This is a genomic window from Streptomyces tauricus (assembly GCF_014650955.1).
Classification (GTDB): Bacteria; Actinomycetota; Actinomycetes; order Streptomycetales; family Streptomycetaceae; genus Streptomyces; species Streptomyces tauricus.
Window position 1 is genome coordinate 178,311 of the sequence record NZ_BMVY01000007.1, and the last position, 19,613, is coordinate 197,923.

Here is a 19,613-nt window from a genome sequence, read left to right on the forward strand (position 1 = left end):
GATCGGCACCCTGATGACTGCCACCCTCGTCGCCAAGAACCTCGCCGCCGGCCACGGCGACCGCACCCTCTTCGCCGAACTCGACCTCGTCGTCGCGCCCGGCGACGTGATCGGTCTCGTCGGTGCCAACGGCGCGGGCAAGTCCACCCTGCTCCGGATGCTCGCCGGTCTCGACAAGCCCGAGGAGGGCGAGCTGCGGCTCTCCCCGCCGTCGGCGGCCGTCGGCCATCTGCCGCAGGAACCGGAGCGCAGGCCCGGCGAGTCCGTACGGGAGTTCCTGGCGCGCCGCACCGGCGTGGCCGAGGCCCAGCGGGTGATGGACGAGGCCACGCAGGCGCTCGTCGACGGGGCACCGGGCGCGGACGACGCGTACGCGGACAGCCTGGAGCGGTGGCTCGCGCTCGGCGGCGCCGACCTGGACGAGCGGGCCGAGGAGGTCGCCGACTCGCTCGGCCTCGCCGTCGGCCTGGACCAGCCGATGACCTCGCTCTCCGGCGGCCAGGCGGCCCGCGCCGGACTCGCCTCGCTCCTCCTCTCCCGTTACGACGTGTTCCTGCTCGACGAGCCGACCAACGACCTCGACCTGGACGGTCTGGAGCGCCTTGAACGCTTCGTCTCCGGGCTGCGCGCGGGCACGGTCGTCGTCAGCCACGACCGCGAGTTCCTCACCCGCACGGTCACCAAGGTCCTCGAACTCGACCTGGCCCAGCAGCAGATCACCCTGTACGGCGGCGGCTACGAGGCCTATCTCGAAGAGCGGGACGTGGCCCGCCGGCACGCCCGCGAGGGCTTCGAGGAGTACGCCGACAAACGGTCCGCCCTGGAGGGCCGTGCTCAGATGCAGCGCTCCTGGATGGACAAGGGCGTCAAGAACGCCCGGCGCAAGGCGAACAACGACAACGACAAGATCGGCCGCAAGTTCCGCAGCGAGGCCAGCGAGAAGCAGGCCGCGAAGGCCCGGCAGACCCAGCGCATGATCGAGCGCCTCGACGTGGTGGAGGAGCCGCGCAAGGAGTGGGAGCTGCGGATGGAGATCGCGGCGGCCCCGCGCTCCGGTTCCGTGGTCGCCACCCTGCGCGACGCCGAGGTCCGGCGGGGCGACTTCACCTTCGGCCCCGCCACGCTCCAGATCGACTGGGCGGACCGGGTCGCCGTCACCGGCGTGAACGGCGCCGGCAAGTCCACGCTGCTCGGCGCCCTGCTCGGCCGGGTACCGCTGGACTCGGGGCACGCCACGCTCGGCTCGGGCGTGATCGTCGGCGAGGTCGACCAGGCCCGCAAGCTGTTCCACGGCACGGAGGCCCTGCTCGACGCGTTCTGCGCGGCCGTCCCCGACACCGAGCCGGCCGAGGTGCGTACGCTCCTGGCCAAGTTCGGCCTCAAGGCGGAACACGTCCTGCGCCCGGCGGCCGGCCTCTCGCCGGGCGAACGTACCCGCTCAGCCCTGGCCCTGCTCCAGGGCCGAGGCGTCAACCTCCTGGTCCTGGACGAACCGACCAACCACCTGGACCTCCCGGCGATCGAACAACTCGAATCAGCCCTGGACACCTACGAGGGCACGCTCCTCCTGGTAACCCACGACCGCCGCATGCTGAACGCGGTCCGCACCACCCGCCGCCTGGAGGTAACAGCGGGAAAGGTAGCTGAGCTCTAGCCCCGTAAGGGGCGCGGGGAACGGCGCAATCCTTTGTCTTTGGGGCGCGGGAACGGCGCAGTCCTTTGCTTTCAGGGGCGCGGGGAACGGCGCAGTCTTTCGCTTTCAGGGGCGCGGGGAACGGCGCAGTCTTTCGCCTTTAGGGGCGCGGGGAACTGCGCGACCGGCCCCGCCGAACCCGCACCGCACAACGGCCCGGGCCCGGCAGGGCCAAAACTCACCCCCGCCCCGCACGCCCCTTCGGCTCACCAAGCCCCGCCCGCCGCAAGGCATCAGCCATCGCACTGTTCCCAGGCGCGGGCGCAGACGCGGACCCCGCCTGACGCGCCCCCCGACCACCCCCGCCCCCGCCGCCGGCACGGCCCCGCTGCTGAGGCGCCCGCCCGCCCCCACCCCGCTGAGGCCGCCCGGAGCCACCCTCCTGCCCCGCCGCCGACGCGTCGTCGTCCAACCGCAAGGTCAAAGAGATCCGCTTGCGCGGAATATCGACCTCAAGCACCTTCACCTTCACGATGTCCCCGGACTTCACCACGTCCCGCGGATCCTTGACGAACGTCTTGGACATCGCGGAGACGTGCACGAGCCCGTCCTGATGCACGCCCACATCGACGAACGCCCCGAACGCGGCCACGTTCGTGACGACCCCCTCCAGCACCATCCCCGGCTCCAGGTCGGCGATCTTCTCGACCCCGTCCTTGAAGGTCGCCGTCTTGAAGGCGGGCCGCGGGTCGCGCCCCGGCTTCTCCAGCTCCCGCAGGATGTCCGTCACGGTGGGCAGCCCGAACTTCTCGTCCACGAAGTCGGTCGGCTTCAGCGAGCGCAGCGCCCCCGTGTTGCCGATCAGCGACCCGACCCCGCTGCCCGCCGTCTTCACCATCCGCCGCACCACGGGGTACGCCTCGGGGTGCACGCTCGACGCGTCCAGCGGGTCGTCGCCGCCGCGGATCCGCAGGAAGCCCGCGCACTGCTCGTACGCCTTGGGGCCGAGCCTGGCCACCTTCTTCAGCGCGGTGCGTGAGGTGAACGGGCCGTTGGCATCGCGGTGCGCCACGATGTTCTCGGCGAGCCCGGAGGTGATGCCGGAGACCCGGGTGAGCAGGGGAGTGGACGCCGTGTTCACGTCCACGCCGACGCCGTTCACACAGTCCTCGACGACCGCGTCGAGGGAGCGCGAGAGCTTCACCTCGGACAGGTCGTGCTGGTACTGGCCGACACCGATCGACTTCGGGTCGATCTTCACCAGCTCGGCGAGCGGGTCCTGCAGACGCCGGGCGATGGAGACGGCGCCGCGCAGCGACACGTCCATGCCGGGCAGCTCCTGCGACGCGAACGCCGACGCCGAGTACACGGACGCCCCGGCCTCGGACACCATCACCTTGGTGAGGTTCAGCTCCGGGTGCTTGGCGATCAGCTCCCCCGCGAGCTTGTCCGTCTCGCGGGACGCCGTGCCGTTGCCGATGGCGATCAGCTCGACCGCGTGCTCCTTGGCGAGGCGGGCCAGCTTGGCGATGGCCTCGTCCCACCGGTTCGCCGGGACGTGCGGGTGGATGACGTCCGTGGCGACGGCCTTGCCGGTGGCGTCGACCACGGCGACCTTCACCCCCGTACGGAAGCCCGGGTCGAGCCCGAGTGTCGAGCGCGTGCCCGCCGGGGCGGCGAGCAGCAGGTCGCGCAGGTTCGTCGCGAAGACGTTGACCGCCTCGTCCTCGGCGGCCGTGCGCAGCCGCAACCGCAGGTCGATGCCCAGGTGGACCAGGAGCCGGGTGCGCCAGGCCCAGCGGACCGTGTCCGTCAGCCACTTGTCGCCAGGCCGGCCCCGGTCGGCGATCCCGAAGCGCTGCGCGACGATCCCCTCGTACGAGGACGGGCCGGGCTGCTCGGACGGCTCCTCGGGCTCCAGGACGAGGTCCAGGACGTCCTCCTTCTCGCCGCGGAGCATGGCGAGGACGCGGTGCGAGGGCAGCGCCTTGAAGGGCTCGCTGAAGTCGAAGTAGTCGGCGAACTTGGCGCCCGCCTCCTCCTTGCCGTCCTTGACCTTGGCGGCCAGCCGGCCGCGCACCCACATGCGTTCGCGCAGCTCGCCGATCAGGTCGGCGTCCTCCGAGAACCGCTCGGTGAGGATCGAGCGGGCGCCGTCCAGGGCGGCTTGCGGGTCCGCGACGCCCTTGTCGGCGTCGACGAAGGCGGTGGCCGCGGCGACCGGATCGACGGACGGGTCCTTGAGAAGCCCTTCGGCGAGCGGCTCAAGGCCCGCCTCACGGGCGATCTGCGCCTTCGTGCGCCGCTTCGGCTTGAACGGCAGGTAGATGTCCTCCAGCCGCGCCTTGGTCTCCGCGCCCTGGATCCGGGCCGCCAGCTCCTCGGTGAGCTTGCCCTGCTCACGCACCGAGTCGAGGATCGCCGAGCGCCGCTCCTCCAGCTCCCGGAGATAGCGCAGCCGCTCTTCCAGCGTGCGCAGCTGCTCGTCGTCGAGCATCTCGGTCGCTTCCTTGCGGTAGCGGGCGATGAAAGGCACCGTCGAGCCGCCGTCGAGCAAGTCGACGGCCGCCTTGACCTGCCGCTCCCGTACGCCGAGTTCCTCGGCGATCCTGCCTTCGATGGACCCTACGAGGGGTGTCGTCACGATCCCGTACCGCCTTCTTGACTGAGGTTGCGCGGCAATTGTGGCAGGTGGCACCGACAACGGGGGATCAAGGGCGCACCGGACGTGCCAGGGCCTGTGAGCGCGCAGGCCGGACATGCGGGCCGGACGTGCCCGGACATGCGAGGAGCCGGACACGCCCTTGGCATGTCCGGCTCCCGAAGCGGTCTTCGGTCAGGCCCTGCGTGTACGTCCGCCGCGGCGCGTGGAGCTGGAGGCGCCGCCGAACAGCCGGGCCACTGCCCGGAACGGAAGCGTCACCACTGTGGCGACGGCCCCGCCGATCTGCCGGAACACGTCTGCGATGGCACGGAACACGAGCTACCCCTTTCGTCTCCCGATCGGTACGGCCGGGAGACTCACGGGTACCTCGGATACCGCTTCCGAACCCCACGGACTTTCAGAATCCTCTGCGCGCGCGGGAGTTCAGCCCTTGCCGAACGCGCTCTGGGGGAACGCGCCGGCGGCCAGCGCCGTCGAGGTCAGCCCCGTACCCAGTGCCGTGAGGCGCTCGACACCGGCGGCGCCCAGATGTTCGTAGGGAGCCGAGTCCAGGCGGTCCGTGCTCGCCTCGATCTCCTTACGGAGGGTGACACCTTCCGGCGTCAGTTCGCCCTCGGCGGTGAGCAGCCCCCGCTCCCGGAGCCGGTCGCAGGCCGCGTCCCAGTCCTCACGGTGCCAGCCACGGGTGGACATGACCCACTTCGGCGCCATGCCCTTGCCGGTGGCGGTGTGGCTCACCAGCGCCTCCATGGGATCGAGTTCCGCGCCGAGCAGCACCGCGAGGTGCCCGTCGCCCCGGTGCTCGCGCAGCAGCGTGGCCGCGTGCCAGAGCGCGAGGTGCGGTGCGTCGGGCACCGGCAGATCGGCGTGGGCGGCGTAGAGGGGGCGCGCGGTCCTGGTGCACGCCTCTGCGGCGCGCAGGGCGAGCGCCGCCGCCTCGGCGACCTCCTTGGAGGCGATGACCTCGTCCCCGAGCAGCCGTCGCAGCGTCGTGTCCGCGGCACGCTCACGTGCCGCGAGCACCACCTCCGGAGAGGCGGTCCGCCACACTTCGGGCACATGCCGTGCCACCAGCTCATGGCGGAAGTTGTAGAAGGTGGCCGTGACCGTGCCCGCGCCCACCGCCCCCATGGCCGCGGCGCGCACCGCGAAGTAGGCGGCGCTGCGGTCCGTCACCCCGACCGCGGCCAGCTCCGTACCGAGGTCGGGGGAGAAGTACTGGCACGAGTGCAGCGGGTTGAGGACGTTGTGGCATCGGCGTCCGGCACGCTCCGGCAGGGCTGTCGTCATGCTCCGCACGTTACCGACTGGTTGGTACGTAGGGAACGGTGGGGCGCCCAACCGGCCCAGGGAGCGGCGGCCGAGGGCGGAGGCGACGGGTTCGCCGGATGGCAGAAAAGGTGGGGTACTCGTCATTGCGGCCATCCGTGCACCCGCGAAGAATCGGGCACATGGCGCACCGAACCGTCCTCCTCGTCCTCTTCGACGGCGTCCAGAGCCTCGACGTCACCGGCCCCGTGGAGGTCTTCGCGGGCGCGGACCTCCAGGTCGGCGCGCCAGGGGAGACGTACCGCGTGCGCACCGCCTCCCTGGACGGCTGGCCGGTGCGCACCTCCAGCGGGCTGACCCTGGTCCCCGACCACGCGCTCGTCGACGCCCCGGCACCGCACACCCTGCTCGTCCCGGGCGGGCGGGGCTCACGCGGCCCGGATCCGCGCGTGCTCGACTGGCTGCGCGAGCACGGTCCGCGCGCCGAACGGCTGGTCTCCGTCTGCACCGGGGCGATCCTGCTCGCCGAGGCCGGCCTCCTGGACGGGCACCGGGTGACGACCCACTGGGCCTACTGCGAGCGCCTCGCCCGCGACCACCCGGCCGTGGAGGTGGACCCCGATCCGATCTACGTACGCGACGGCAGGATCGCCACCTCGGCCGGGGTCACCGCCGGGATCGACCTCGCCCTCGCGCTGGTCGAGGAGGACGTCGGCCGGGAGACGGCGCTCGCCGTGGCCCGCCATCTGGTGGTCTTCCTCAGGCGTCCGGGGAACCAGGCCCAGTTCAGCGCCCAGCTGTCCGCCCAGACGGCCCGGCGCGCGCCCCTGAGGGACGTCCAGCAGTGGATCACCGAGCATCCGGGCGACGACCTGTGCGTGGAGAAGCTCGCGGCCCGCGCCCGGCTGTCGCCCCGCCACTTCGCCCGGGCCTTCCAGGCCGAGACCGGTACGACTCCCGGGCGCTATGTCGACTCGGTCCGCCTCGAACACGCCCGCCGCCTCCTGGAGGACACCACCGACGGCGTCGAGGAGATCGCCCGGACCAGCGGCTACGGCACCCCGGAAGCCATGCGCCGAGCCTTCGTGAAAACCCTGGGCACGGCCCCGACGGAGTACCGCCGCCGCTTCTACCCGGCGACCGCCCCCTGAGGCGGACGCGCACGGTCGCCCCGTCAGGGGCGCGGGGAACTGCGCGCCCAGCCCTCACCGGACCCGCACGTCACCACACCCCGAGCCCGGCCCCGGAAAAAGCCGCACAGACGAGCCGTACAAACGAGCCGTACAAACGAAAGGCACCCATGCAGATCGCCATCGTCATCTTCGACCGCTTCACCGCCCTGGACGCGGTCGGCCCCTACGAAACCCTCGGCCGCCTCCCCGACGCGGAGACGGTCTTCGTCGCCGAGCACGCCGGCCCCGTCCGCACCGACACCGGCAACCTCGCCATCACGGCGGACAAGGCCCTCGCGGAGGTCCCGCACCCGGACATCGTGGTGGTCTCGGGCGGCCCCGGACAGACCCCGCAGATGGAGAACGGGGTACTCCTCGACTGGCTGCGCACGGCCGACGCCACCAGCACCTGGACGACGTCCGTGTGCACGGGCTCACTCCTGCTGGCCGCGGCCGGACTGCTCCGGGGCCGCCGCGCGACCTCCCACTGGCTGGCCCTCGACCACCTGGAGCGCTTCGGCGCCGAGCCGACGGGGGAGCGGGTCGTGACCGACGGCAAGTACGTCACGGCCGCCGGTGTCTCGTCCGGCATCGACATGGGGCTCACGCTGCTCGGCAGGATCGCGGGCGACGAGCACGCCCAGACGGTGCAACTCGCGGTGGAGTACGACCCCCGGCCGCCCTACGACGCGGGGTCCCCGCAGAAGGCCCCCACGCACCTCGTCGAGCAGCTCCGCTCGCAGAGCCGCTTCCTCCTCTCCTAGGAGCGATCCCGCTCCAAGGAGTGATCCGGCGGCGCTCGACGGCCGACCCGGCGGCCGGCCCTAGGTTCTGTCGTCAAATGTCACGCCCACATCAGGAGTGACGCGAGCGTGACGGCCGCTTCGTAGGACTGGGCGGTTTTGTCGTAGCGGGTGGCGATGCCGCGCCACTGCTTCAGGCGGTTGAAGCACCGTTCCACGACGTTGCGGTGCTTGTAGGCCTCGCGGTCGAAGGCTGGCGGGCGGCCACCGCGACTGCCCCGCCTGGCCCGGTTGCCGACCTGGTCGGCACGCTCGGGAATCGTGTGAGGGATGCCGCGGCGGCGGAGCCAGGCGCGGATCGCTTTCGAGCTGTAGCCCTTGTCGCCCAGGACGTGATCGGGCCGGGTGCGGGGTCGCCCCGGTCCGATCCGGGGCACCCGGATCGCTTCCATCACGGCGGTGAACCGGGTGCAGTCGTTGGTGTTGCCGCCCGTGACGACGAAGCCGAGCGGACGGCCTCTGCCGTCACAGGCAAGATGAATCTTGCTGGTCAGGCCGCCCCTGGACCGCCCGAGGGCCGGGTCGCGGAGCCCCCTTTTCGAGCCCCCGCCCCATGCTGGTGGGCCCGGACGATCGTGGAATCGACCGACACCAGCCACTCGATGTCGCCCGCCGCGTCCGCTTTCGCCTGGGCGGCCCGCAGCATTCGGTCGAACGTCCCGTCCGCCGCCCACCTGCGGAAACGGGTATGCAGCGTGGCCCACGGACCATAGCGCTCGGGCACGTCCCGCCAGGCCGTCCCGGTCCGGAACTTCCACACGATCCCGTTCAGGACCCTGCGGTCGTCCAGCCGCTTCCGCCCCCGCAACGACACGGGCAGCAACGGCCGGACGAACTCCCACTCAGCATCGGACAGTTCATGGCGACGTATCACGACACCATGATCCACCAGCGATGATCATTTGAAGACACTGCCTAGCGGCTGAGCTCTCCGGGGACCGACGTGGTCCAGGTGAAGGCGGGCGGCCGGCGTTCCAGGAAGGCGGCGACCCCCTCCGCGGTGTCGTCGCCCTCGCGCGCCTGCCGCGCCCAGTAGCCGTCCCGGTCGGTGCGGCCGTCGGCGAACTCCTTCGCCGCGGCCTGCGTCAGCTGTGAGCGGGACACCAGGATCCGCGCGAACTCCGCCACGCGTCGCTCCAGTTCGCCGTCGGGCAGCACCTCGTCCACCAGACCGGTGCGCAGCGCCCGCGCCGCGTCGATCAACTCGCCGGAGAACAGCAGGTACTTGGCGGTCGAGGGTCCCACCAGGGACACCAACCGCCGGGTGGAGGAGGCCGCGTAGACGATCCCCAGCTTCGCCGGAGTGATCCCGAACGAGGCATGCTCCTCCGTGAACCGCAGATCGCACGCCGCGGCCAGCTGGCACCCGCCGCCCACGCAGTAGCCGCGTACGGCGGCGATCGTCGGCTTGGGGAAGGCGGCCAGCGCCTCCTCCGCGCGTACGGCGAGCGCCTGCGCCTGCGTGGCCGAACCCCGCAGCGAGGAGATGTCGGCCCCGGCGCAGAACGTCCCGCCCTCGCCGGTGAGCACGAGCACGCGTACGGCGGGGTCGTCGGCCAGGGTGTCGAGCAGGGGCGGCAGCGCCCGCCACATGTCGGCCGTCATGGCGTTGCGCTTGGCGGGGTGGTGGATGACGACGGTGGCGACCCCGTCGGCGACCCTGTGCGACAGCTGCGGCTCCATGGCCGGATGCTACGTGGTCGGCCTGGTGCCGGGCCAAACCCGTACAACCCGAAGAGTTCCGGATTCGGCACAGGGCGGACAGGATCGGTCAACTGGCTGACGATTACACGCGTCGGCGATCAGAAAACGTCGATAGTCGCTGACTTCTGTTCAGTTATCCGGTACGGACCAGCGCGTTATCAACACTCGACGTGTGGTGACAATCGAGCGCAAGGGTGGCGACCGGACGATGGACGACCAGGGGCGGGGGCCCGGCCCACGTCCTGAAGGCGGAGGGGAGGCGCCCCCCGGAAGACCGCCCGGCCCACTGCCGTACGAGGGAGTCTGGCGGTTCACCGCTCCCGCCGTCGACTCCTCCGTACCGCAGGCACGGCACGCGGTCCGCGACCTGCTGGCCCGCCAGGGCGTACCGGTCTCGGACGACATCGTCGAGGGGCTCCTGCTGATCGTCTCCGAGCTGGTGACCAACGCGGTCCGGCACGCGGCCCTGCTCTCCCCGATGCTCGGCGTCGAGGTCGCCGTCGGAGCGGAGTGGGTGCGGGTCTCCGTCGAGGACAACCACCCCTACCGTCCCACGGCCCTGGAGGCCGACCACGGCCAGACCGGTGGCCGCGGCCTCCTCCTCGTGCGGGAGATCACCCGCGAGGCGGGCGGGGTGTGCGACGTGGAGCACACGGCGACGGGGGGCAAGGTGATCTGGTCGGCGCTGCCCCTCACCGTCGCCCGGGCGGTCTGAGGGTCACCAGCCCGCGGAGTCGCCCGTCAGTTCCCGGATCGCCGGCCGGGCCGAGTCCAGCACGGTCATGAACCACGCCGAGAACGGGTCCTTCGCATGCCGCTCGGCCAGCTCGCCCGCGCTCACGAAGACCGTCGACCCGACCTCCTCGGGGTCGGGCCGCAGAGCCGACTGCACCATCCCGACGAACAGGTGGTTGAACTCCTGCTCCACCAGTCCCGAGTGCGGGTCGGGGTGGTTGTAGCGGACCGTGCCCGCCTCGGCGAGGAGCGACGGAGAGACCCCCAGCTCCTCGTACGTCCGGCGCGCGGCCGCCGCGAAGGGCGCCTCGCCGGGGTACGGGTGACCACAGCACGTGTTGGACCAGACACCGGGGGAGTGGTACTTGCCCAGCGCCCGCTGCTGCAGCAGCAGCCGGCCCCGCTCGTCGAAGAGGAAGACGGAGAACGCCCGGTGCAGCTGCCCGGGTGGCTGATGGGCCGTGAGCTTCTCCGCCGTGCCGATCGTGGCGCCGTCCTCGTCGACCAGTTCGAGCAAGATGGCTTCAGCGTTGCCGTTCGACGAACTGTGCGTCGCGGTGGCAGGAGTGATCGGCATACCCATCCTTCGCATCGGTCTTCAAGCCCCAAGTCTGCCGTACCGAACCGGCACTCCCGGCACCACGCGGGGTCCCGCACGTCCGGTTCCGCCGCGCGGCCGAACCGGACATCGCGCCCAGTAACGGCCGGACGCCGAAAGGGGCCGGACACCTCATCGTTCCCGCCGCTACCGGCATGGAACCGTCCAGAACGGGATTCATCAGCACTTCCCCGGCTCCTCACCCGCTGCGGGAAACCGGGCCGTACGCCGTAACCCCACGTCGGTGCGGTGCGCCCGCCGACCTGCCCTCACCCGTGAGGGACGCCTCCACCACCGGGCGTACGCACGTCACGCGTGATGCAGCTGCCAGCCCCGCCACGCCGACTCGACCATCTCGCGCACCGAGCGCCGCGCGCTCCAGCCCAGTTCCTCGGCGGCCAGCGCGGCCGAGGCGACCGCGCGCGGCGCGTCGCCCGGGCGGCGCGGCTCGACGAGCACGGGACGGGTGTCGCCGGTGACCTCGCCGATGAGCGTCAGCAGTTCACGCACCGAGACACCCTCGCCGCGGCCGATGTTCACCGTCAGATCGCCCGCACCGCCCGCACCGGACGTACTGCCCGGGGCGTCGGAGGAGGCCAGCCGGCGGGCCGCCGCGAGATGCGCCTCGGCGAGGTCGGCGACGTGGATGTAGTCGCGTACACAGGTGCCGTCCGGCGTCGGGTAGTCGTCGCCGAAGATCCGGGGGGCCTCGTCGCGGGTGAGCCGGTCGAAGACCATCGGGACCACGTTGAAGACACCGGTGTCCGCCAGCTCGGGGGCGGCGGCGCCCGCCACGTTGAAGTAGCGCAGGCACACGGTGTCGATGCCGTGCGCGCGGCCGGCGGCCCGCACCAGCCACTCACCCGCGAGCTTCGTCTCGCCGTAGGGGCTCAGCGGGGCACGCGGGGTGTCCTCCGTGATGAGGTCCACATCCGGGTTGCCGTACACGGCCGCGGAGGAGGAGAAGAGGAACCGCCGCACACCCGCCCCGGCCACCGCGTCCAGCAGTGTGGCGAGCCCTCCCACGTTCTCCTGGTAGTAGCGCGTGGGCTGGGCCACGGACTCACCGACCTGCTTGCGCGCGGCCAGGTGCACCACACCCGTCACCGCGTGCTCGGCGAGGACCCGCTTGAGCAACTCCCCGTCCAGCGACGAACCCTGAACGAGCGGGATGCCGTCGGGCAGCCGCGCGGGAACCCCGGCCGAGAGGTCGTCGAGCACGAGCACGCGCTCCCCGGCCTCGGCCATGGCACGCGCCACGTGCGCCCCGATGTATCCAGCCCCACCTGTGATCAGCCATGTCATGGACGCCCACCCTATGCCGGTCCGCTCCGGTCGGAACCCACATGTGCTCCGGCCACAGGGCGTGGGCCGTGCCCTGAATTGCGCCGGAATAGGCCGTGGTTTGTGGGCCGGGGCCCGGATCCACGATGATGATCGTCGAGGACGTACCGATCAGAACGTGTTGATCGGACCGTGAACGGGCGGTGAACGGCCGCTTCCCATCATCCGATAGCCTCTGCCGACATGCCGCCCGGCCGTACCCGGCCAGAGGCGCACCCCCACCACGCACCTGCCCGGCGTCGTGCACGCCGGAACCCAGAGGAGTGAGTTCGTCTGTCGACCGCCATCCTCACCGGTCAGCCGGTCCCCGGGTCGTCGCTCGAAGGCGATCTGCGGTCCCTCGGCTTCGACGTGCGGGCCGCCACCGACGCGGCCGACGCCGAGACGCTCCTCGCCGCCGTCCCCGCGGACCAGCGGGTGGCCGTCGTCGACGCCCGCTTCGTGGGGCACGTCCACGCGCTGCGGCTCGGCCTGACCGACCCCCGCTTCGAGGCTGCCGCGATCCCCGGCGCCGTCACCGCCAAGTCCGGGGCGCGTCCGGCGCTGGCCCGCGCGCTGCGCATCGCCTCCTCGGACGCGTCGAACGGCTCCGTGGTGGTCGGCATCGTCGCCGACCGGGTCGCGGAGACCCTCGACACCGATCTGCACCGCCCCGAACTGGGCGAACTCGTCGCCGAGGTGCCGAGGGACCCGCAGGCCCGCAACGAGGCCCGCCAGTCCGTCGCCTCCGTGGACGACGAGGCGATCCGGCTGCGTACCGCCGTGAAGTCCCGCGACGGCTTCTTCACCACGTACTGCGTCAGCCCGTACTCCCGTTACCTCGCCCGCTGGTGCGCCCGCCGCGGCATGACCCCGAACCAGGTCACCACCGCGTCGCTGATCACCGCGCTGATCGCGGCCGGCTGCGCGGCGACGGGCACCCGGGCCGGTTTCGTCGCCGCGGGGCTGCTGCTCCTCTTCTCCTTCGTCCTCGACTGCACGGACGGCCAGCTCGCCCGCTACTCCCTGCAGTACTCCACGCTCGGCGCCTGGCTCGACGCCACCTTCGACCGCGCCAAGGAGTACGCGTACTACGCGGGCCTCGCCCTCGGCGCGGCCCGCGGCGGCGACGACGTCTGGGCGCTGGCCCTCGCCGCGATGGTCCTGCAGACCTGCCGGCACGTCGTCGACTTCTCCTTCAACGAGGCGAACGTCGACAGCACGGCCGCCAACACCAGCCCCACCGCGGCTCTTTCGGGCAAGCTCGACAGCGTCGGCTGGACGGTCTGGCTGCGCCGGATGATCGTCCTGCCCATCGGTGAGCGCTGGGCGATGATCGCCGTACTCACCGCGCTCACGACGCCCCGCATCACCTTCTACGTGCTGCTGATCGGCTGCGCCTTCGCCGCGTGCTACACCACCGCGGGCCGCGTCCTGCGGTCGGTGACCCGCAAGGCGCGGCGCAGTGACCGGGCCATGCGGGCGCTGGCGGACCTCACGGACAGCGGACCCCTGGCCGAGCTGCTGGCACGTCTCCCGCTGCGCGGCCAGCCCGCCGTGACGCGGCTCCTGGCCCTGGCGTGCACCGTGCTCCTGATGTACACGGCCTGGAGCGACGGACCGGGCTGGTCGGTCGTCGTGATCGCCGCCGTGTACGTCCTGGTGTCCGCGGACCTCATCAAGCGCCCCCTCGCCGGCCCCCTCGACTGGCTGCTGCCCCCGCTGTTCCGCGCCGCCGAGTACGGGACCGTTCTGGTACTGGCGGCCAAAGCGGACGTGAACGGCGCCCTTCCGGCGGCTTTCGGGCTGGTGGCGGCCGTCGCCTACCATCATTACGACACGGTGTACCGCATCCGCGGCAACGCCGGCGCGCCGCCGCACTGGCTGGTGCGGGCGATCGGCGGGCACGAAGGCAGGACGCTGCTGGTCACCGTCCTGGCCGCGCTGCTCACCGCAGAAGATTTCAAGGTCGCGCTCACGGCTCTCGCCGTGGCCGTGGCCCTGGTGGTGCTCTTCGAGAGCATCCGCTACTGGGTGACCGCCCACAGGCGCGGCGCACCCGCCGTACACGATGAAGGAGAACCCGCATGATCGGCCTCGTGCTGGCTGCCGGCGCCGGACGGCGTCTGCGCCCCTACACCGACACCCTGCCCAAGGCTCTGGTGCCGGTGGGACCCGAAGGCAACGAGGACAGCATCACCGTGCTCGACCTCACCCTCGGCAACTTCGCCGAGATCGGCCTGACCGAGGTCGCGGTCATCGTCGGTTACCGCAAGGAAGCCGTCTATGAGCGCCGCGAGGCGCTGGAGCAGAAGTACGGCGTCAAGATCACCCTGATCGACAACGACAAGGCCGAGGAGTGGAACAACGCCTACTCCCTGTGGTGCGGCCGTGACGCGATCAAGCACTCGGTGATCCTCGCCAACGGCGACACCGTGCACCCGGTCTCCGTCGAGAAGACCCTGCTCGCCGCCCGCGGCGACGGCAAGAAGATCATCCTCGCCCTCGACACGGTGAAGTCCCTCGCCGACGAGGAGATGAAGGTCGTCGTGGGTCCCGAGGGCTCCATGACGAAGATCACCAAGCTGATGGACCCCGCCGAGGCGACCGGTGAGTACATCGGCGTGACCCTCATCGAGGGCGACGCCGCCGACGAGCTGGCCGACGCGCTCAAGACGGTCTTCGAGACGGACCCGCAGCAGTTCTACGAGCACGGCTACCAGGAGCTCGTGAACCGCGGCTTCCGGATCGACGTGGCCCCCATCGGCGACGTCAAGTGGGTCGAGATCGACAACCACGAGGACCTCGCCAAGGGACGTGAGATCGCGTGCCAGTACTGACGAGGCTCATCCCCTCGCCGGTCGTCGTCGACATCCGTCCGGGTGCCCTGGACGACCTCTCCGCGGTCCTCGCCGACCAGCGCATCTCGCACTCGGGCAAGCTGGCCGTCGCGATCAGCGGCGGCTCGGGCGCCAAGCTGCGCGAGCGGCTGACCCCGGCGATGCCGGGCGCCGACTGGTTCGAGGTCGGCGGCGGCACCCTGGACGAGGCGATCAAGCTCGGCGACGCCATGAAGAAGGGGCGCTACGACGCGGTCGTGGGCCTCGGCGGCGGCAAGATCATCGACTGCGCGAAGTTCGCCGCGGCCCGGATCGGCCTCCCGCTGGTCGCCGTCGCGACGAACCTCTCGCACGACGGTCTGTGCTCCCCGGTCGCGACCCTCGACAACGACGCGGGCCGCGGTTCGTACGGTGTGCCGAACCCGATCGCCGTGGTCATCGACCTCGACGTGATCCGGGAGGCCCCGGTCCGCTTCGTGCGCTCCGGTATCGGCGACGCCCTGTCCAACATCTCCGCGGTCGCGGACTGGGAGCTGGCCAACCGGGAGAAGGGCGAGCAGATCGACGGCCTAGCGGCCGCGATGGCCCGCCAGGCCGGCGAGGCCGTGCTGCGGCACCCGGGCGGCGTCGGCGAAGACGGCTTCCTCCAGGTGCTCGCCGAGGGCCTGGTTCTCACCGGTATCTCCATGTCGGTCGCGGGCGACTCCCGTCCGGCGTCCGGCGCCTGCCACGAGATCAACCACGCCTTCGACCTGCTCTTCCCCAAGCGCGCCGCCAGCCACGGCGAGCAGTGCGGTCTGGGCGCGGCCTTCGCGATGCATCTGCGCGGAGCACGCGAGGAGTCGGCGTACATGGCCGAGGTCCTGCAGCGCCACGGACTGCCCGTGCTGCCGGAGGAGATCGGCTTCACCCCGGAGGAGTTCGTCCAGGTCGTGGAGTTCGCTCCGTCGACCAGGCCGGGCCGCTTCACGATCCTCGAACACCTCGACCTCTCCACCGACCAGATCAGGGACGCATACGCCGACTATGCAAAAGCCATCGGTAGCTGAGCTCCGCCCGGTCGTGCACCCCCCGGGTGTGAAGGACCGGCGGAGCGGCGAGCACTGGGGAGGCCGGCTCTACATGCGCGAGATCTCGCTGCGCATCGACCGGCACCTGGTGAACACCAAGGTCACGCCCAACCAGCTGACCTACGTGATGACCGTCTTCGGCGTGCTCGCCGCCCCGGCCCTGCTGGTGCCCGGCATCCCGGGCGCCCTGCTGGGCGTACTGATGGTCCAGCTGTACCTGCTGTTCGACTGCGTCGACGGCGAGATCGCCCGCTGGCGCAAGCAGTACTCGATGACCGGCGTGTACGTCGACCGTGTCGCCGCCTACCTGTGCGACGCGGCGGTCCTGGTGGGCTTCGGCCTGCGCGCCGCGGACCTGTGGGGCACCGGGCGGATCGACTGGCTGTGGGCGTTCCTCGGCACGCTCGCCGCACTCGGCGCCGTCCTGATCAAGTCGGAGACCGACCTCGTGGGGGTCGCCCGGCACCAGACCGGCAAGGAGCCGGTCAAGGAGTCGGCGTCCGAGCCGCGCTCCTCCGGCATGGCGCTGGCCCGCCGGGCCGCGGGCGCGCTCAAGTTCCACCGGCTCGTCCTCGGTATCGAGGCGTCCCTGCTGATCCTGGTCCTCGCGGTCCTGGACACGGTCCGCGACGACCTGTTCTTCTCGCGGCTCGGTGTCGCGGTACTGGCCGGCATCGCGATGCTGCAGACCGTGCTGCACCTGGTGTCCATCCTCGCTTCGAGCAGGCTGAAGTGAGCACGCCCACGAAGGTCGGCGCGGTGATCATCACCATGGGCAACCGCCCCGACGAACTCCGCGCCCTCCTCGACTCGGTCGCCAAGCAGGACGGCGACCCGGTCGAGGTGGTCGTGGTCGGCAACGGCTCGCCCGTCCCGGACGTCACCGGCTCCATACCGGGTGTCCGTACGGTCGAGCTGCCGGAGAACCTCGGCATCCCCGGCGGCCGCAACGTCGGCATCGAGGCGTTCGGCCCCGGCGGCACCGACGTGGACGTCCTGCTCTTCCTGGACGACGACGGCCTCCTGGCCCGGAACGACACCGCCGAGCTGTGCCGGCAGGCCTTCGCGGCCGACCCGGAACTCGGCATCATCAGCTTCCGTATCGCCGACCCGGAGACCGGGATCACCCAGCGCCGCCACGTACCGCGGCTGCGCGCCTCCGACCCGATGCGCGACTCCCGCGTCACCACGTTCCTCGGCGGCGCCAACGCCGTCCGTACGAAGGTGCTCGCCGAGGTCGGCGGGCTGCCCGAGGAGTTCTTCTACGCCCATGAGGAGACCGACCTCGCCTGGCGGGCCCTCGACGCGGGCTGGATGATCGACTACCGCTCGGACATGGTGCTCAACCACCCCACGACGGCGCCCTCGCGGCACGCGGTCTACCACCGGATGGTCGCCCGCAACCGTGTCTGGCTGGCCCGTCGCAACCTGCCCGCGCCGCTGGTCCCCGTGTACCTCGGCGTATGGATGCTGCTCACGCTCGCCCGTCGGCCCTCGCGCCCGGCCCTGAAGGCCTGGTTCGGCGGTTTCAAGGAGGGCTGGACCAGCCCGTGCGGCCCCCGGCGCCCCATGAAGTGGCGTACGGTATGGCGCCTGACCCGACTGGGCCGACCACCCGTCATCTGACACGCTCGATATCTGAGAGCATTCGGGCCGTACCCCGGTCCCTGTCTTTGGCCTACGCCCTACCAGGCCGCGCACCTTGAGGACGAAAGTTTCCCTGTGAGTGAGACAACGCATGACGGCGGCGTCGCGGTGAGCGCCCCCCCGTCCCCCGATGAAGGGCTCTCCGCGGCGGACCTCGCCGCCAAGTACGGGCTGGCCGTCAGCGGCGCCCGGCCCGGACTCGTCGAGTACGTCCGCCAGCTCGTGGGACGGCGTCACTTCATCCTCGCCTTCTCGCAGGCGAAGCTCACCGCCCAGTACAGCCAGGCCAAGCTCGGCCAGCTGTGGCAGGTGGCCACACCGCTGCTGAACGCGGCCGTGTACTTCCTGATCTTCGGCCTGATCCTGAAGGCCGACCGCGGCATGGACCGGGAGGTCTACATCCCGTTCCTGGTGACGGGCGTCTTCGTCTTCACCTTCACCCAGAGCTCGGTGATGGCGGGCGTGCGCGCGATCTCCGGGAACCTCGGACTCGTGCGGGCGCTGCACTTCCCGCGCGCCGCGCTGCCGATCTCGTTCTCGCTGCAGCAGCTCCAGCAGCTGCTCTTCTCGATGATCGTGCTGTTCGTCGTGGCGGTCGGCTTCGGCAGCTACCCCCGGCTGTCCTGGCTGCTGATCGTGCCGGTCCTGGTGCTGCAGTTCCTCTTCAACACCGGCCTCGCGATGATCATGGCCAGGATGGGCGCCAAGACCCCGGACCTGGCCCAGCTCATGCCGTTCGTGATGCGTACGTGGATGTACGCGTCCGGTGTCATGTTCTCGATCCCCGTGATGCTCGAGGAGCACCCCGAGTGGATCGCCGACATCCTCCAGTGGAACCCGGCCGCCATCTACATGGACCTGATGCGCTTCGCGCTCATCGACGGCTACGGCTCCGAGAACCTGCCGCCGCACGTGTGGGCGGTCGCGGGCGGCTGGGCCGTCCTCGTCGCCGTCGGCGGCTTCGTGTACTTCTGGAAGGCTGAGGAGCGTTACGGCCGTGGCTGAGCAGAACGACAGGACCCCCCAGATCCCGACCGTCATCGCGGACGAGCTGCACATCGTCTACCGCGTCAACGGCGCCAAGACCGGCAAGGGCAGCGCCACCTCCGCCCTCAGCCGCATACTCCGGCGCGGCGAGGAGCGAGGCGTCCGCAAGGTGCACGCCGTCCGCGGCGTCTCCTTCAAGTCCTACCGCGGTGAGGCCATCGGCCTCATCGGATCCAACGGCTCCGGCAAGTCCACCCTGCTGCGGGCCATCGCCGGACTGCTCCCCGCGGAGAAGGGCCACGTCTACACCGACGGCCAGCCCTCGCTCCTCGGCGTCAACGCGGCCCTGATGAACGACCTGACCGGCGAGCGGAACGTCATCCTCGGCGGACTGGCCATGGGCATGACCCGCGAGCAGATCAGGGAGCGCTACCAGGACATCGTCGACTTCTCGGGCATCAACGAGAAGGGCGACTTCATCACCCTGCCCATGCGCACCTACTCCTCCGGCATGGCCGCCCGGCTGCGCTTCTCCATCGCGGCCGCCAAGGACCACGACGTCCTCATGATCGACGAGGCCCTGGCGACCGGCGACCGCAAGTTCCAGAAGCGCTCCGAGGCCCGGATCCGGGAGCTCCGCAAGGAGGCCGGCACGGTGTTCCTCGTCAGCCACAACAACAAGTCCATCCGTGACACGTGCGACCGCGTCCTGTGGCTGGAGCGCGGCGAGCTCCGCCTGGACGGCCCCACCGACGAGGTCCTCAAGGAGTACGAGAAGTTCACGGGCAAGTAGCCCGAGTCGTAGAAGAAGCACGCAGGGCCCCGCCGGAACGGTTCGGCGGGGCCCTGCGTCTGCAAAGGAAACGCCAACTCCGGGCGCCCGTAGGAATCTTGGCGTCAATCGGTGTGTTCTTGTGATGCGCAGGACACCCCGGCGGAGCATGGCGGGTTGTACAACGTAAGCTGTACCGGTGCTGATTCGCGGCAAGTGGGGCGATACTGCGCGACACCAGGCATAGGGTCTGTCGCGCGGACGGCCGGGCGGCGTGTCCGAAATAGTCACCATTGGGTCAGCAGTGTAGAACGGGAGATGTGACGGCAATGGCTACGGAAACTCTCCAGCTCCGCTGCGCGTGTGCCGTCCGTGCGGGTGCCCCTGCCGGCCCG

Annotated in this window: 18 protein-coding genes; 11 read left to right on the forward strand and 7 right to left on the reverse strand. The window is 71.0% G+C overall.

From position 1 onward, the window contains the following. The first annotated feature begins 13 nt into the window (after positions 1-13). Complete coding sequence (locus tag IE278_RS14345) at positions 14-1,654, forward strand: ABC-F family ATP-binding cassette domain-containing protein (RefSeq protein ID WP_189772295.1); 1,641 nt, start codon at positions 14-16, stop codon at positions 1,652-1,654. A gap of 217 nt (positions 1,655-1,871) precedes the next feature. On the opposite strand, the gene IE278_RS14350 is transcribed toward IE278_RS14345, so the two are convergent. From IE278_RS14350 to IE278_RS14355, 3 genes are all read right to left on the reverse strand, one after another. Further along, positions 1,872-4,277 carry a Tex family protein gene (locus IE278_RS14350; RefSeq protein WP_189772297.1) on the reverse strand — a complete coding sequence of 802 codons (2,406 nt, stop codon included), beginning with the start codon at positions 4,275-4,277 and terminating at the stop codon, positions 1,872-1,874. Between the two features lie 192 nt (positions 4,278-4,469). Then, positions 4,470-4,613, reverse strand: coding sequence for an LPFR motif small protein (locus IE278_RS42940; protein ID WP_248776454.1), 144 nt, complete (start codon positions 4,611-4,613; stop codon positions 4,470-4,472). Positions 4,614-4,721: 108 nt separating this feature from the next. Next, a complete protein-coding gene (locus IE278_RS14355) occupies positions 4,722-5,588 on the reverse strand; it encodes an SCO6745 family protein (RefSeq protein WP_189772299.1) in 867 nt (288 codons plus the stop codon). A gap of 161 nt (positions 5,589-5,749) precedes the next feature. Here IE278_RS14355 and IE278_RS14360 point away from each other — a divergent pair, with 161 nt between their 5' ends. Beyond that, positions 5,750-6,718: a GlxA family transcriptional regulator gene (locus IE278_RS14360; RefSeq protein ID WP_189772301.1), complete on the forward strand. Its 969-nt coding sequence runs from the start codon at positions 5,750-5,752 to the stop codon at positions 6,716-6,718. A gap of 149 nt (positions 6,719-6,867) precedes the next feature. Continuing rightward, positions 6,868-7,503, forward strand: coding sequence for a DJ-1/PfpI family protein (locus IE278_RS14365; protein ID WP_189772303.1), 636 nt, complete (start codon positions 6,868-6,870; stop codon positions 7,501-7,503). An 80-nt stretch (positions 7,504-7,583) separates the two neighbouring features. On the opposite strand, the gene IE278_RS14370 is transcribed toward IE278_RS14365, so the two are convergent. Both IE278_RS14370 and IE278_RS14375 read right to left on the reverse strand, forming a co-directional pair. Continuing rightward, positions 7,584-8,413 (reverse strand): IS5 family transposase gene (locus IE278_RS14370; RefSeq protein WP_246570322.1). Its coding sequence is split into 2 segments (ribosomal slippage): positions 7,584-8,074 and positions 8,074-8,413, totalling 831 coding nucleotides; the frame shifts between segments, so codons are not numbered across the junction. 44 nt (positions 8,414-8,457) lie between these two features. After that, positions 8,458-9,225: an enoyl-CoA hydratase/isomerase family protein gene (locus tag IE278_RS14375; protein WP_189772305.1), complete on the reverse strand. Its 768-nt coding sequence runs from the start codon at positions 9,223-9,225 to the stop codon at positions 8,458-8,460. Between the two features lie 229 nt (positions 9,226-9,454). Here IE278_RS14375 and IE278_RS14380 point away from each other — a divergent pair, with 229 nt between their 5' ends. Then, positions 9,455-9,961: an ATP-binding protein gene (locus IE278_RS14380; protein ID WP_189772441.1), complete on the forward strand. Its 507-nt coding sequence runs from the start codon at positions 9,455-9,457 to the stop codon at positions 9,959-9,961. Between the two features lie 3 nt (positions 9,962-9,964). On the opposite strand, the gene idi is transcribed toward IE278_RS14380, so the two are convergent. Continuing rightward, positions 9,965-10,558, reverse strand: coding sequence for an isopentenyl-diphosphate Delta-isomerase (idi, locus tag IE278_RS14385; protein ID WP_189772307.1), 594 nt, complete (start codon positions 10,556-10,558; stop codon positions 9,965-9,967). Between the two features lie 330 nt (positions 10,559-10,888). Beyond that, positions 10,889-11,884, reverse strand: coding sequence for a UDP-glucose 4-epimerase GalE (gene galE / locus IE278_RS14390; RefSeq protein WP_189772308.1), 996 nt, complete (start codon positions 11,882-11,884; stop codon positions 10,889-10,891). A 312-nt stretch (positions 11,885-12,196) separates the two neighbouring features. On the opposite strand from galE, the gene IE278_RS14395 reads away from it, so the two are divergent. From IE278_RS14395 to IE278_RS14425, 7 genes are all read left to right on the forward strand, one after another. Next, positions 12,197-13,993, forward strand: a complete 1,797-nt coding sequence (locus tag IE278_RS14395; protein WP_189772443.1) for a DUF5941 domain-containing protein — start codon at positions 12,197-12,199, stop codon at positions 13,991-13,993. Then, positions 13,990-14,742 (forward strand): phosphocholine cytidylyltransferase family protein, encoded by a 753-nt coding sequence (locus IE278_RS14400; RefSeq protein WP_189772309.1) that lies wholly within the window; start codon positions 13,990-13,992, stop codon positions 14,740-14,742. Before IE278_RS14395 ends, IE278_RS14400 begins: the two co-directional genes overlap by 4 nt. Next, positions 14,730-15,791 carry an iron-containing alcohol dehydrogenase family protein gene (locus IE278_RS14405; protein WP_189772310.1) on the forward strand — a complete coding sequence of 354 codons (1,062 nt, stop codon included), beginning with the start codon at positions 14,730-14,732 and terminating at the stop codon, positions 15,789-15,791. Before IE278_RS14400 ends, IE278_RS14405 begins: the two co-directional genes overlap by 13 nt. Further along, the gene (locus tag IE278_RS14410; RefSeq protein WP_189772311.1) at positions 15,769-16,548 is read left to right on the forward strand and encodes a CDP-alcohol phosphatidyltransferase family protein; all 780 of its coding nucleotides are present in this window, start codon (positions 15,769-15,771) and stop codon (positions 16,546-16,548) included. Before IE278_RS14405 ends, IE278_RS14410 begins: the two co-directional genes overlap by 23 nt. A 35-nt stretch (positions 16,549-16,583) precedes the next feature. After that, on the forward strand, positions 16,584-17,438 hold the full coding sequence (locus tag IE278_RS14415; RefSeq protein WP_189772445.1) for a glycosyltransferase family 2 protein: 855 nt from the start codon (positions 16,584-16,586) through the stop codon (positions 17,436-17,438). Between the two features lie 96 nt (positions 17,439-17,534). Then, a complete protein-coding gene (locus tag IE278_RS14420) occupies positions 17,535-18,464 on the forward strand; it encodes an ABC transporter permease (protein ID WP_189772312.1) in 930 nt (309 codons plus the stop codon). Beyond that, on the forward strand, positions 18,457-19,239 hold the full coding sequence (locus tag IE278_RS14425; RefSeq protein ID WP_189772313.1) for an ABC transporter ATP-binding protein: 783 nt from the start codon (positions 18,457-18,459) through the stop codon (positions 19,237-19,239). Before IE278_RS14420 ends, IE278_RS14425 begins: the two co-directional genes overlap by 8 nt. Positions 19,240-19,613: the final 374 nt, after the last annotated feature.